Annotated in this window: 15 protein-coding genes; 7 read left to right on the top strand and 8 right to left on the bottom strand. The window is 72.0% G+C overall.

Annotated elements, in window-relative coordinates; all coding sequences use genetic code 11:
- The first annotated feature begins 6 nt into the window (after positions 1-6).
- Together OHB44_RS12390 and OHB44_RS12385 are read left to right on the top strand one after the other, a co-directional pair.
- Positions 7-990 carry an aldo/keto reductase gene (locus OHB44_RS12390; protein ID WP_330440839.1) on the top strand — a complete coding sequence of 328 codons (984 nt, stop codon included), beginning with the start codon at positions 7-9 and terminating at the stop codon, positions 988-990.
- Between the two features lie 88 nt (positions 991-1,078).
- Entirely contained in the window at positions 1,079-1,270 is a 192-nt protein-coding gene (locus OHB44_RS12385) for a hypothetical protein (protein WP_238671989.1), read from the top strand.
- Positions 1,271-1,422: 152 nt separating this feature from the next.
- On the opposite strand, the gene OHB44_RS12380 is transcribed toward OHB44_RS12385, so the two are convergent.
- From OHB44_RS12380 to OHB44_RS12350, 7 genes are all read right to left on the bottom strand, one after another.
- On the bottom strand, positions 1,423-1,626 hold the full coding sequence (locus OHB44_RS12380) for a cold-shock protein (RefSeq protein ID WP_030338233.1): 204 nt from the start codon (positions 1,624-1,626) through the stop codon (positions 1,423-1,425).
- Positions 1,627-1,913: 287 nt separating this feature from the next.
- On the bottom strand, positions 1,914-2,186 hold the full coding sequence (locus OHB44_RS12375; protein ID WP_130400249.1) for a DUF4235 domain-containing protein: 273 nt from the start codon (positions 2,184-2,186) through the stop codon (positions 1,914-1,916).
- A complete protein-coding gene (locus OHB44_RS12370) occupies positions 2,183-2,557 on the bottom strand; it encodes a DUF3618 domain-containing protein (protein WP_196927356.1) in 375 nt (124 codons plus the stop codon). Before OHB44_RS12370 ends, OHB44_RS12375 begins: the two co-directional genes overlap by 4 nt.
- A complete protein-coding gene (locus OHB44_RS12365) occupies positions 2,554-2,988 on the bottom strand; it encodes a phage holin family protein (protein ID WP_030338239.1) in 435 nt (144 codons plus the stop codon). Before OHB44_RS12365 ends, OHB44_RS12370 begins: the two co-directional genes overlap by 4 nt.
- A 617-nt stretch (positions 2,989-3,605) precedes the next feature.
- Positions 3,606-4,796, bottom strand: a complete 1,191-nt coding sequence (locus OHB44_RS12360) for a mechanosensitive ion channel family protein (RefSeq protein ID WP_238683029.1) — start codon at positions 4,794-4,796, stop codon at positions 3,606-3,608.
- 83 nt (positions 4,797-4,879) lie between these two features.
- A complete protein-coding gene (locus OHB44_RS12355; protein ID WP_330440838.1) occupies positions 4,880-5,701 on the bottom strand; it encodes a DUF1206 domain-containing protein in 822 nt (273 codons plus the stop codon).
- A gap of 59 nt (positions 5,702-5,760) precedes the next feature.
- On the bottom strand, positions 5,761-6,126 hold the full coding sequence (locus tag OHB44_RS12350; protein WP_330440837.1) for a hypothetical protein: 366 nt from the start codon (positions 6,124-6,126) through the stop codon (positions 5,761-5,763).
- A 96-nt stretch (positions 6,127-6,222) separates the two neighbouring features.
- On the opposite strand from OHB44_RS12350, the gene OHB44_RS12345 reads away from it, so the two are divergent.
- Together OHB44_RS12345 and OHB44_RS12340 are read left to right on the top strand one after the other, a co-directional pair.
- Complete coding sequence (locus OHB44_RS12345; RefSeq protein WP_330440836.1) at positions 6,223-7,449, top strand: cysteine desulfurase-like protein; 1,227 nt, start codon at positions 6,223-6,225, stop codon at positions 7,447-7,449.
- Positions 7,446-7,733 (top strand): GNAT family N-acetyltransferase, encoded by a 288-nt coding sequence (locus OHB44_RS12340; RefSeq protein WP_238682943.1) that lies wholly within the window; start codon positions 7,446-7,448, stop codon positions 7,731-7,733. Before OHB44_RS12345 ends, OHB44_RS12340 begins: the two co-directional genes overlap by 4 nt.
- A 9-nt stretch (positions 7,734-7,742) precedes the next feature.
- On the opposite strand, the gene OHB44_RS12335 is transcribed toward OHB44_RS12340, so the two are convergent.
- Positions 7,743-9,233 (bottom strand): glycoside hydrolase family 3 protein, encoded by a 1,491-nt coding sequence (locus OHB44_RS12335; RefSeq protein WP_330440835.1) that lies wholly within the window; start codon positions 9,231-9,233, stop codon positions 7,743-7,745.
- Positions 9,234-9,450: 217 nt separating this feature from the next.
- On the opposite strand from OHB44_RS12335, the gene OHB44_RS12330 reads away from it, so the two are divergent.
- The 3 genes from OHB44_RS12330 (at position 9,451) to OHB44_RS12320 (ending at position 12,332) form a co-directional block, all read left to right on the top strand.
- Positions 9,451-9,576: a hypothetical protein gene (locus tag OHB44_RS12330; protein WP_255750123.1), complete on the top strand. Its 126-nt coding sequence runs from the start codon at positions 9,451-9,453 to the stop codon at positions 9,574-9,576.
- 100 nt (positions 9,577-9,676) lie between these two features.
- Positions 9,677-10,627: a TIGR03557 family F420-dependent LLM class oxidoreductase gene (locus OHB44_RS12325; RefSeq protein ID WP_330440834.1), complete on the top strand. Its 951-nt coding sequence runs from the start codon at positions 9,677-9,679 to the stop codon at positions 10,625-10,627.
- 73 nt (positions 10,628-10,700) lie between these two features.
- On the top strand, positions 10,701-12,332 hold the full coding sequence (locus OHB44_RS12320) for a RecQ family ATP-dependent DNA helicase (RefSeq protein ID WP_330440833.1): 1,632 nt from the start codon (positions 10,701-10,703) through the stop codon (positions 12,330-12,332).
- The last annotated feature ends 75 nt before the right edge of the window (positions 12,333-12,407 follow it).

The raw sequence follows: 12,407 nt of genomic DNA, 5'->3' as shown, positions 1-12,407 counted from the left end.
CGGGTCATGGAACAGCGCAGCTTCAACCGGCTCGGCCGGACCGTTGGCGCGGTCGGCCTGGGCGCGTGGCAACTCGGCGCCGACTGGGGCACCGTCAGCGAGGACGACGCGATGGCGGTGCTCGCCGCCGCCGTGAACGCCGGGGTCACCTTCCTCGACACCGCCGACGTGTACGGCGACGGCCGCAGCGAGCAGCTGATCGGCCGCTTCCTGCGCACCCGACCCGACGCCGGGCTGACCGTCGCCACCAAGATGGGCCGCCGCGTCGAGCAGCGCCCGGAGGCGTACACCCTGGCCAACTTCCGGCAGTGGACCGACCGCTCCCGGGCCAACCTGGGCATGGACACCCTGGACCTGGTCCAGTTGCACTGCCCGCCCACCGAGGTCTTCTCCTCCGACGAGGTCTTCGACGGTCTGGACACCCTCGTCGCCGAGAAGGCCATCGCCGGGTACGGAGTCAGCGTCGAGACCTGCGACCAGGCCCTCACCGCGATCGCCCGACCGGGGGTGGCGAGCGTCCAGATCATCCTCAACGCGGTCCGCCACAAGCCCCTGGAGCGGGTGCTCCCGGCCGCGGCCGCAGCCGGTGTCGGCATCATCGCCCGCGTGCCGCTCGCCAGTGGCCTGCTTTCCGGTCGCTACGACGAGCACACCGAGTTCCCCGCCGACGACCACCGCAACTACAACCGGCACGGCGCGGCCTTCGACGTCGGCGAGACGTTCTCCGGAGTCGACTTCGACCGAGGTCTGGCCGCCGTACGCCGGCTGGCCCCGCTCGTCGACGCGGACCGCACGATGGCGCAGTTCGCCCTGCGCTGGGTGTTGGACCAGGCGGGCGTCACAGTGGTCATCCCCGGCGCCCGCGACGCCGACCAGGCCCGGCGCAACGCCGCCGCGGCGGCCCTGTCCCCGCTCACCGACGAGCAGTTGGCAGCCGTCCGCGAGACCTATGACGAGCTGATCCGCCCGCAGGTGCACGACCGGTGGTGACCCGCGCGCCCGAGGTGCTCGCCTCACGCCGCCCGGCCGGCGATGCTGGACGGCGGCGCGCCGCCCCGGGCGGCGGAGAGGGGACGCGATGAGGGGTTGGCTTCCGCTCACCCTCGGCCTACTGGCCGTGGTGATCGGTGCGGTGTGGACGGTCCAGGGTCTCGGCTACGTCAGCGGCAGCGTGATGACCGACGAGAAGATCTGGGCGGTGATCGGCCCGCTCGTGACAGCGGCCGGGCTGGTGGTGCTCTGGCTCGGCCTGCGCTCGCGTCGACGCTGACCCGCCCGCTGCACCGGCGAGCCTGAGGCTGACCGCTCGCCGCACCGCGAACCCGAGCAGGCGAAAGCCCCGCATCCCAACCGGGATGCGGGGCTTTACCGTGACCCTTGAGCCGGATCGTCCCACTGGCCGGCGGGGGCCGGCCGTCCTACTCAGATGGGACGGACCTGCTCAGCCTGCGGGCCCTTCTGACCCTGAGCGATCTCGAACTCCACCCGCTGGTTCTCCTCCAGCGAGCGGTAGCCGCTGGTCTGGATGGCCGAGAAGTGGACGAACACGTCAGCACCCCCACCATCGACGGTGATGAAGCCGAAGCCCTTGTCAGCGTTGAACCACTTCACGGTTCCCTGAGCCATGTGTTTCTCCCTCTAAAAACTGGCGGCCGTGCACGCCGTCCGGCCGATTGGCCGTTTTTGAGCAGCGGCGCCTGAGGCAGCCCCACGAAGGAGACTTCTCTCAACCCACGCCATCTCGCAACAGCGGGGACCAGCAAATCACGGACGTAAAAAGTCTGTCACGACCTCTCCGACGAATTTCTCCGACATGTGACCTGACGGATGCCTCAGGCGCGCTGGCCGGCGTGCGATGCCATGCGAAAGCCCCCTTCCCATCGATGCGGGAAGGGGGCTGAAGTCGCTGCTGGTCAGTCCGGCCAGCTGCCGGTCATCCGGCGGACGCCGACCGCGCCGCCCCGGTCCACGGCGGCCCGGACGACCGCGAAGATGGCGCCCTGCAACGCCGCGGCGGCCAGGATCTCGCCCCAGCCTCGATCCTCGTCGGTCGCGTTGGGCGCCTCACCGTCGCCCGCGGTCACCTTCCAGACCTGCCGGAAGATCGCCCCGGCCACCGTGCCCGCGGCGATACCCAACAACACGCCGACCGGCCGGTACGCGACCCTGCCGATGCTCTTACTCACCTACGCCTCCCCCGCACGATCATCAGCACCACCACTGTGGCCACCGCGCCGGCCGCGATGGCCGCCCACGGCACCGGGTTGCGGCGCACCAACTCGCCCTTGTCGTACGCCTGCGCGCGTACCAGCTCGCCCTTTTCGTACGCCTGCGCCCGCGCCATCCCGGCGCCACGCGCGGCCTGCCCACGGACCCGGGCGACGGTCTGCGCCGCCTGCTCCCGCATCCGCTCCTTGGCCTGCTCGGCGGACTCCTTCAGACGCGCCTTGACGTCGGCCTTGGCGGCCAACGCCTCCATCGTCTCGCCCAACTCGACCCGGGTGCGACGGATCTCCTCGCGGAGGGCCTCCGTGTCGCCGGTCCCGTTACCGGTCATTGCCGCCCCCTGTCCTTCACCGCGGCGGTGACGGTGTCCATGTCTGCCCGGAGGCTACGGACCGTGGCCGCCGGCACCGGCGGGACGGCACGGCTGACCTGTTTCTTGCCCACCAGGGCGAGGATGCCGGCCACCAGGAAACAGGCGACCGCCACGATCAGCGCCGCGGCCCAGGCGGGCAACACCAGGTCGAGCAGCAGGATCGCCGTGGCGACCAGCGCACCCAGACCGAAGAACGCGAGCGCGCCACCGCCGCCGAACAGGCCGATCCCGATGCCCGCGTGCTTACCCTTCTGGGTCAACTCCGCTCGGGCCAGCGTCAGTTCGTCCCGTACGAGGCGGGAGATCTGCTCAGTGGCCCGCTGCACCAACTCGGCGGTGGAGGGCTCGCTCCCGTTCTGGGATGTGCGGGCTTTCGCCACGTCAGCCATGCTGTCCTCCTTTCCTCATCACCGCGCTGTATGCCCGAAGTCGCCGCTCGTCAATCCTAAAGCGCGCCAAGCAGCTCACCGTCCCCGTTGTCCGGACGCCGCGCCGCCGATACGCGGCCAGCCGCCGCGATCACGCCAGAGACGTCCGGCAGCACATCCCCCACCCAAGCCCGACCAAACCTCCGCACTCGCCCTCCCCCGCCCCGGCCCCCGCCCCCGGCTCCCGGCCCCCGGCCCCCGGACCTCGGCCCCGGCTCCCGGCCGTCGGCCCCCGGCCCGCCCGCGCTCCCCGCCACCGCAGCGGTGATCATGAGGTTGGCGGGGACAATCCGGGCGAAATCACCGGTCAAGTCAATGATCGTCGGGGTCCACCGCCCGAGATCGCGCTCGATCCTGGTTGTAGTGGCCTCGACGCGGACGGAAGCCACTACAACCAGGAAGTTGCACGATCTTGCGGGGCGAGGCGGGACGGGGCGGGACGGGGCGGGACGGGACGGGGCGGGGCGGGGCGGGACGGGACGGGGCGGGACGGGGCGGGACGGGGCGGGACGGGGCGGGACGGGGCGAGGCGAGGACGGGCGAGGGCGACGCGGGGGCGGGGCCGGGCCGGGCGAGGGCTATTGGGGGCGGGTTTCTTCGGGGCCTACGAAGGCTTCGCTGCGGGCGTCGCCGTCGTCGCTGCCGCCGAAGACACGGGCGTCGTCGGGCGCCTCGGTGTCGGACGGGCGGCGGCCCGGCCGCCTCGGCTGCACCCACTGCCAGGACAGGTTGCTGCTGGAGTCGCCCAACTCGGCGCGTAGCCGGGGCATCGCGGTGGGGCGGTTGTCCCGGATCCAGGCGACCAGGTGCTCCCGGACGAGGCAGCGCAGGTCCCACAGGCTGCCCGCGTCGGCGGCGCTGACCAGCGCGCGCAACCGGACCGTCCCGCCGGTGGCGTCGGTGACCTGCAGGACGCAGACCCGCCCGTCCCACAGCTCGGTGCCCTCGACGAGGCGGCGCAGCTCCTCGCGCATGGTCTGCACGGGCACCGCCCAGTCGACGTCGAACTCGGCGGTGCCGAGCACCGCCGCCTCCGTCCGGGTCCAGTTCTGGAACGGCTTGCTGGTGAAGTACGAGGTGGGCAGGATCAGCCGGCGGTCGTCCCAGATCTGCACCACGACGTAGCTGAGGGTCAGCTCCTCGATGCGACCCCACTCCCCCTCGACGACGACGACGTCGTCGAGCCGGACGGCGTCGCTGAAGGCGAGCTGGACGCCGGCGAAGACGTTGCCGAGCAGGCTCTGCGCGGCGAGCGCGGCCACCACACCGACCACACCGGCCGAGGTCAGCACACCGGCGCCGATGCCCCGCACGCTGGGGAACGTCATCAGCATCACGCCGACGGTCAGGATGACGATCACCGCGATGGTCAGTCGGCGCAGCATCACCACCTGGGTCCGGACCCGCCGGGCGTGCCGGTTGTCGGGTACGTCGACCCGGAACCGGGCCAGCGCGGTGTCCTCCACGACGACCAGGAGGCAGGCGACCAGCCAGGCGAGGGTGGCGATGACGCCGAGGATGAGCAGGTGCAGCAGCAGCCGCCGCCAGCTCTCGCCGACCGCGTACCCGGTGGTGAAGCGGACGGCGAACTGCACGGCGAGGACCGTTCCGGCGACCTGGAACGGGCGGTGCGCGTGGTCGGTCAACTCGGTCAACAGCAGTGACCGGCGGCCGAACCGCCGGGTCATCCGGTGGACGATCTCGACCAGGAACAGGGCGACCGCCGCCGCGACGAGCGCGGCGACGGCCGTTTCGAGATAGTTCTGCACGGCTTCGGTGCTCCCCTTCGACCAGGCGTCGGGCACTTCGGGCAAAAGCCCAAGAGTGCCCGACGGCCCGGGAATCGACCAGTTCAGACCTTGCGGTACCGGGACTGGAGGAAGCAGTAGACGCCGAAGGCGGCGATGCCGAGGGCGACAAGGGTCAGCAGGAACATGCCGTAGGACTGCTCACGCAGGGTGTGCAGCGCGGCGTCCAGACCACGGGCCTTCTCCGGGTCGTAGTTCACCGCCGCCACGATGACCAGCAGACCGGCGATGCCGTACGCGACGCCCTTGGCGATGTATCCGGCCATGCCCAGCCGGCGGGCGAGCTGGCGGGTCTTCGGGCTCATCTCGCCGGTCTTGAGGTGCTTCTCGAACTTCTTGCGGGCACCGTAGATCACCAGACCGATGCCGATCGCGGCGACGACCAGCCCGGCCAGGCCGACCAGCCAGCGGCCACCGCTGGAGGTCATCAGCTTGCCGGTCAACGCCTCCTGCTGGTCGGCGCTGTTCGACCCCGCGTCCTTGAAGACCTTGAAGGCGGTCCAGGCGAAGTAGAGGTAGACGATGGTCCGGCCGGCCGAGGCGAGCCGTTCCATGACCCGCTCCTTGCCGTGCTCGGCGCGGTGCCCGACCGCTGCCTCCAGCGCCTGCCAGATCGCCATCGCGAGCAGGCCGACAGCGACGGCGATGACCAGGAACTTGCCGAGGGGCTGTGCGGAGAGGGTACGCAGCGCGCCGGACTGGTCGCCGTCGTCGGACGACGTGCCGAACGCGATCTGCAACGCCAACCAGGCGAAGAGGAGGTGGACGATGCCGTAGCCGATGAAGCCGGCCCGGGCGAGGAGTTCCAGCCACCGGCTGTCCGCCGTACGGGAGGCGGTGGCTTCGGCGCTACGGGTGAGTGACATGGCGTCACAATCTCCGATTCTGAAGATTCCCAAACGTCGGCCACCGCCGCCCGCCCAGGTCAGCTGCCCGGGTTGCGCGATACGCGAATCTTGACCTGCTGGTCGGTCACGCTGTCCAGCGTGACAGCGAAGCCCCCAGCCTCGGCGGCCTGCTGCCCGGTGGTGAGGGTGAGCTGCTCACCGGCGACCTCGACGGTCACCTGGTCACCCTCGGCGCCGACCAACTTGGCCTCGACGCCCAGGATGGTGGTCCTCGCGTCGACACCCCGCTCGAAGGTGACGGTGCAGGCGTCCACCGAACAGTCGGTGGAGGCGCCCTGGGAGCTGCACCCGGCGAGCACGGCGAGGCCGAGCGCCAGACCGGCGAAGAGACCGGCGGCGCGGCGGACGGGGGGAATGGGCATGGTGGCGGGTCGGTTCGTCACCTCGCCAAGGGTACGAGACATCTGCGAGGTAGCCCGCGAACGGTGATCACCTGGCGGCCGGGAAGGGCACGAGGAGCACCGGCTAGGGTCCGGGACATGCCGTTCGACATCGCCCGCACCCGGGCCGCGTACCCCGCTCTGACCGAGGGCTTCGTCCACTTCGACGGTGCCGGCGGCACCCAGACCGCTGCCGGCGTGATCGACGCGGTCACCGATGCCATGCGGTCGGCGGTCGGCAACCGCAGCGCCGCCTTCCTCCCGGGCCGCCGGTCGTTGGAGCTGGTCGCCGAGGCCCGCTCGGCGGTGGCCGACCTGCTCGGCGCCGACCCGGCCGGGGTGGTGCTCGGGCCGAGCGCTACCGCGCTGACGTACACCCTGGCTCGCACGCTCGGCGCGGCCTGGCGCCCGGGTGACGAGGTGGTGGTCTCCCGGCTCGACCACGACGCGAACGTGCGGCCGTGGGTGCAGGCCGCCGAGGCGGCCGGCGCGACGGTGCGCTGGGCCGAGGTCGACCGGCAGACCGGTGAGCTGCCCGCGGCCCAGTACGCGGACCTGGTGGGTGAGCGGACCCGCCTGGTCGCGGTGACCGCCGGCAGCAACGCCATCGGCACCATGCCGGACGTGTCGGCGATCGCCAAGACAGCGCACGCGGTCGGCGCCCTGGTCCACGTCGACGGGGTGCACTCGGTGCCGCACGGGCCGACCGACCTGGCCTCGCTCGGCGCCGACGTGCTGGTCACCAGCGCGTACAAGTGGTCCGGCCCGCACCTGGCGGCGATGGTGGCGGACCCGGACCGGTGGGCGGCGTTGCGCCCGGCGAAGCTGGTGCCGTCCTCCGACGCGGTGCCGGACCGGTTCGAGTACGGCACGCCGAGCTTCCCGCTGCTGGCCGGGGTGGCCGCGGCGGTGGATCACCTGGCGGGGCTGGACCCGGACGCGGTCGGGGACCGGCGGGCCCGGGTGGGGGCCGGGCTGGCCGCCGCCCAGGCGCACGAGGAGGCACTGCTGGACCGGCTGCTCGCCGGGCTGGCCCAGCGGCCGTCGATCACCGTCTACGGCTCGCCGGCGCGGCGCTGCCCGACCGTCTCGTTCCGGGTCGCCGGGATGTCCCCGGCGGCCACCCAGGAGGCGTTGGGCGCCGCCGGGTTCTGCCTCTCGGTCGGCGACTACTACGCCTACGAGTACTTCCAGCTGATGGGTCTGCGCGACAGCGGCGGCGCGGTGCGGGCCAGCATCTACCACTACAACACGGCCGACGAGGTGGATCGGTTGCTCGGCGAACTCGACGCGCTGGCCGAGCGGGCGGGGAGAATGGCCGGATGAGCACCCTGGTCGAGGACAACCCGGCGAAGCACCGCTTCGAGATCCTTGTCGACGACGCGCTGGCCGGCTTCACCGCGTACCTGCCGCGCGGGGAGGTCCTGGTCTTCACCCACACCGAGGTGGACCGGGGCTTTCAGGGCAAGGGGGTGGGCGGCACGCTGATCCGCGGCACCCTGGACCAGCTCCGGGCACGCGGCACGACACTGGTGCCGCAGTGCCCCTTCATGGCCGCGTTCATCGACAAGCACCCCGAGTACGCCGACCTGGTCGCCGACCTTCCGTAGCGCGGGCCGTCAGCGGGCGCCGGTGAGCACCTCGGCGGCGGCCTGCCCGCTGGCCCGGGTGGCGCCGTGGGTGGCCAGGTGCACCGCCCCGGTGACCAGCTCGGGCACGCCCAACTCGACCACGACGGCGTCCGGCCGGGCTGCCAACGCGCGGTGCACGGCGTCGCGCATCCAGTCGTGCCGGTGCTGGTCGCGGACGACTAGGACCAGGGGACGGCTGCCCGCCCCGGCGCCCGGGTCCGCCGGCACGTCGGGTTCGGCGTAGCGGACCGTGCTGGTGCCGGGCAGCAGCTCGGTCAGCGGTCCGCCGATGCCCCACGGGGTCTCGGCGCCGATGGCGATGTTGCGCGGCGGCTCGAACTCGACGACGTGTGCCGCGCGGGTCAGGGGCAGCGCGACGGTCGTGCCCGGGGCGGCGGTGACCCGGACGGCCCGGCGGGCGGCGACCAGGCCGACGTCGGCGGCGGCGCGCGCTCCGGCCGAGCCGGCGCTGCGGGCGGCCACCGTCCAGGCGGCGAGTTGACCGACGCGCTTGGCGGCCTCTGCGAGACGTTCCTCGGGCAGCTCACCGGAGATGACGGCGGCGACGATGGCGTCGCGCAGCTCGCGGGCGGCCTGCTCGTCGGCCCGTTCGCCACCGATGCAGATGGCGTCGGCCCCGGCGGCGAGGGCGCGGACCGTCGCCCCGGCGAAGCCGTACCGGTCGGCGACCGCGCGCATCTCCATCGCGTCGGTGACCACCACGCCGGAGAAGCCCAGCTCATCGCGGAGCAACCCGCCCAGGATTCGCTGACTCAGCGTCGCCGGCAGGTGCGGGTCGAGCGCGGGCACCAGCAGGTGACCGGTCATCACCGCCTGCACCCCGGCGGCCACGGCGGCGCGGAACGGGGCCAGTTCGCAGGCGTCCAGCCGGTCCCGGTCGGCGGTGATCCGGGGCAGGTCGTGGTGTGAGTCGACCCTGGTGTCGCCGTGCCCGGGGAAGTGTTTGGCGCAGGCCGCGACGCCGCCGGCCTGGAGCCCGCGGACCCAGGCGGCGGTGTGTCGCGCGACCAGCGCCGGGTCGGCGCCGAAGGATCGGACGCCGATCACCGGGTTCGCGGGGTTGGAGTTGACGTCGGCGTCCGGGGCGTAGTTGAGGGTGATCCCCGCCGCGGCCAGCTCGGCGCCGAGGTCCCGGGCGACGGCCTCGGTCAGCTCCGGGTCGTCGACCGCGCCGAGGGCGAAGTTGCCGGGCCGGGAGCTGCCGTGCACCGACTCCAGTCGGGTGACGTCGCCGGCCTCCTCGTCGATGGCCACTATGACGTCCGGCAGTTCCGCGCGCAGCGTCGCGGTGAGGGCGGCCACCTGCTCGGTGTCGACGACGTTGCGGGCGAAGAGCACCACCGAGCCGAGACCCTCGCCGAGCCAGCGGCACACCCATGGTGGTGGGGTGGTGCCGACGAAGCCGGGTTGCAGGACAGCGGCGGCGAGCGCCGGGAGGTGTCCGGTCGTCGGTGTCACGCCGCCCCCTCGCAGTGATCGGTGTCGATCACCGGCGACGGTGCGCCCCCGTCGATCCGCTGGTTGCGCTCGCTCATGCGGCCCCCGTACCCCATCTCTCGCGCGCCCTCGGCGCACCGCCACCGGCAGGCGGTCCTGCCATGGTCACACTGAGCGATTCAATAGTCAATAAACCTTACAGTTGCCTGGCGGCCCGCTCCCCGGGGAGAGTGCGGGGATGGATCCCGTCCTGCTGGCCGACGCGACGAGCCCGGCCGACATCCCCGGCGTACGCCTGCTCGGCCTGGTGGTCGGCGCCCTGCTGCTCCTCGCCGCGATCCGGGCGATGTTCGGTCGACGCTGAGCGAGCCCGGCCGACCCGGGCCCGACCGGCCGGGTGTGGCCGACCGTGACCGGGGTACGGCTCTCCCCATCAGCAGGTCCGCGTGCCGAAGGGGTAAGCCATGAAGATCGGATATTTCCTGTCCAGTGAGGAGTTCACGCCAGCCGAGTTGCTGGAGCAGGCGCGCGGTGCCGAACGGGCCGGCTTCGAGGCGCTGTGGATCTCCGACCACTACCACCCGTGGGTGGACGCTCAGGGCCAGAGCCCGTTCGTCTGGTCGATGATCGGCGCGCTCAGCCAGGTCTGCTCGCTGCCGGTGACCACTGCGGTGACCTGCCCCACCGTGCGGATCCACCCGGCCGTGATCGCGCAGGCGGCGGCGACCAGCGCGGTGCTGCACGGTGGGCGCTTCGTGCTCGGCGTCGGCACCGGCGAGGCGCTCAACGAGCACATCTTCGGCGACGCCTGGCCGCAGGCCGACGTCCGGCTGGAGATGCTGGAGGAGGCCGTCGAGGTGCTGCGCGCCCTGTGGGACGGCGGCTTCGTCAATCACCACGGCAAGCACTACAGAGTGGAGAACGCGCGGATCTACACGCTGCCCGACACCCCACCGTCGATCTACGTCTCCGGCTTCGGCCCGAAGGCCATCGACCTGGCCGCCCGGATCGGTGACGGCTACGTGAGCACGATGCCCGACGGCGAGATGGTCCGGCGCTTCCGCGAGAACGGCGGCGGCGACAAGCCGTGCCAGGCCGGCTTCAAGGCGGCGTACGCGGACAGCGAGGACGAGGGCATGCGCATCGCGTACGAGCGCTGGCCCAACGCGGGGGTGCCGGGTGAGCTGTCCCAGGTGCTCCCCTCGCCGCGGCACTTCGAGCAGGCCGCCGAGCTGGTCAAGCCGGAGATGCTGAAGGAGGCGTTCGTCTGCGGCAACAGCGTCGACGCGCACCTGGAGATGATCGACCAGTACGCCAAGGCCGGCTTCGACGAGGTGTACGTGGCCAACACCGGCCCGCACTACCAGGGCCTGTTCGACCTCTACCAGCGCGAGGTCCTGCCCCGCCTGCGTTGAGCCGACGATCAACGGGCCCATGATCGTCCGAATGCGTTTCGGCGGTCATGGGCTCGGGTACCTCCGGCCCTCGATGAAACTGTCCACGCACTCGATGACGTTGCGCCGCGCGGCCCGCAGCCTTTTCGGCTGGAAGGCGCTACGGCCCAACCAACTGGCCGCCATGCGGGCCGTGATGAAGCGACGCGACGCCCTGGTGGTGTTGCCCACCGGCGCCGGCAAGTCGGCGATCTACCAGATCCCGGCCAGCCTGATCCCCGGCCCCACAGTGGTGATCTCCCCGCTGCTGGCCCTCCAGCAGGACCAGATCGCCTCCCTCAACGAGCGGCAACGCCCGGAGCTGCGGGCGGTGCGGATCAGCTCGAACGAGTCGCCCACCCAGCAGGCGGAGGCGATCACCGAGATCCGCGAGGGGCGGGCGGAGTTCCTCTTCATCACCCCGGAACAGCTCAGCAACCCGGACCGGATGGCCGAGGTCGCCGCGCTGAAGCCGGCCCTGGTGGCGATCGACGAGGCGCACTGCATCTCCGCGTGGGGGCACGACTTCCGCCCCGACTACCTGGCCCTCGGGCACCTCATCGACGGCATCGGCCGACCGCCGGTGGTCGCGCTGACCGCCACCGCCTCCCCTCCGGTACGCGACGACATCGTCGCCCGGCTGCGGCTGCGCGACCCGGAGGTGGTGGTCTCCGGGCTGGACCGGCCGAACCTGTTCGTCGAGGTAGCGCACTGCCCCACCGAGGACTACCGGTGGCGGCGACTGATCGCGCTGCTGAGCGACGACGAGCGGCCTGGGATCATCTACGTGCCGACCCGTCGCGCCGCCGAGGAGTTGGCCACCCGGTTGACCGACGCCGGCTACCCGACGCAGTTCTACCACGGTGGGATGGCGGCCGGCGCACGCCACGAACTGCACGAGGCGTTCCTCGCCGACGAGGTCCCCATCATGGTGGCGACCTCGGCGTTCGGCATGGGCATCGACAAGCCGAACATCGCCTGGGTGGTGCACATGGCGCTGCCCGACTCGCCGGACAGCTACTTCCAGGAGATCGGCCGGGCCGGCCGCGACGGGCAACCGGCCCGGGTGCTGCTGCTCTGGCAGGCCGAGGACGTGGGCCTGCAACGGTTCTTCAGCGGCGGCCTGCCCGACGTCGACGAGCTGCGCGACCTCGCCGCGCTGCTGCGCCGCAAGCCGGCCACCAAGACCGAACTGCGCGAGACCACCGGCCTCGGGCCACGCAAGCTGGGCCAGTACCTCTCCCTGTTGGAGCAGGTCGGGGCGGCCGAACCGCGCGCACGACAGCGCATCGGCGCGCCCCGTTACTCCCCCACCCCGACCGACGCCGCCGCCGCGGCGCTGGCCGAGGCGGAGCGCCAGCAGACAGTGACCCGGTCGCGCACCGACATGATGCGGGCCTTCGCCGAGACCCGGGCCTGCCGGGGGCAGACCCTGCTGGCCTACTTCGGCGAGCAGATGACGCAGGTCTGCGGCCACTGCGACAACTGCCACAACGGCACCAGCGTGGCCGACCAGGGCGCTGTGGGTCCGTTCCCGGTGCACAGCCAGGTGCGGCACCCGGAGTGGGGGTCCGGCATGGTGCTCTCCTACGAGGAGGACAAGATGATGGTCCTCTTCGAGGAGGTCGGGTACAAGACGTTGTCGGTGCGCGTGGTGTCCGAACAGGGCCTGCTGACCCTGGACTAGCCTGACCCGGGCGCCGGTTTCGGGCCCGGTGGATCGACCAACCAGAGCATCGATTGACCAAGCAGAGCAGGGCGG

The organism is Micromonospora sp. NBC_00821 (assembly GCF_036347035.1).
In the GTDB taxonomy this organism is placed as follows: Bacteria; Actinomycetota; Actinomycetes; order Mycobacteriales; family Micromonosporaceae; genus Micromonospora; species Micromonospora hortensis.
Note: the sequence above shows the minus strand (reverse complement) of the source record. Positions and strands in the feature narration are given on the sequence as shown.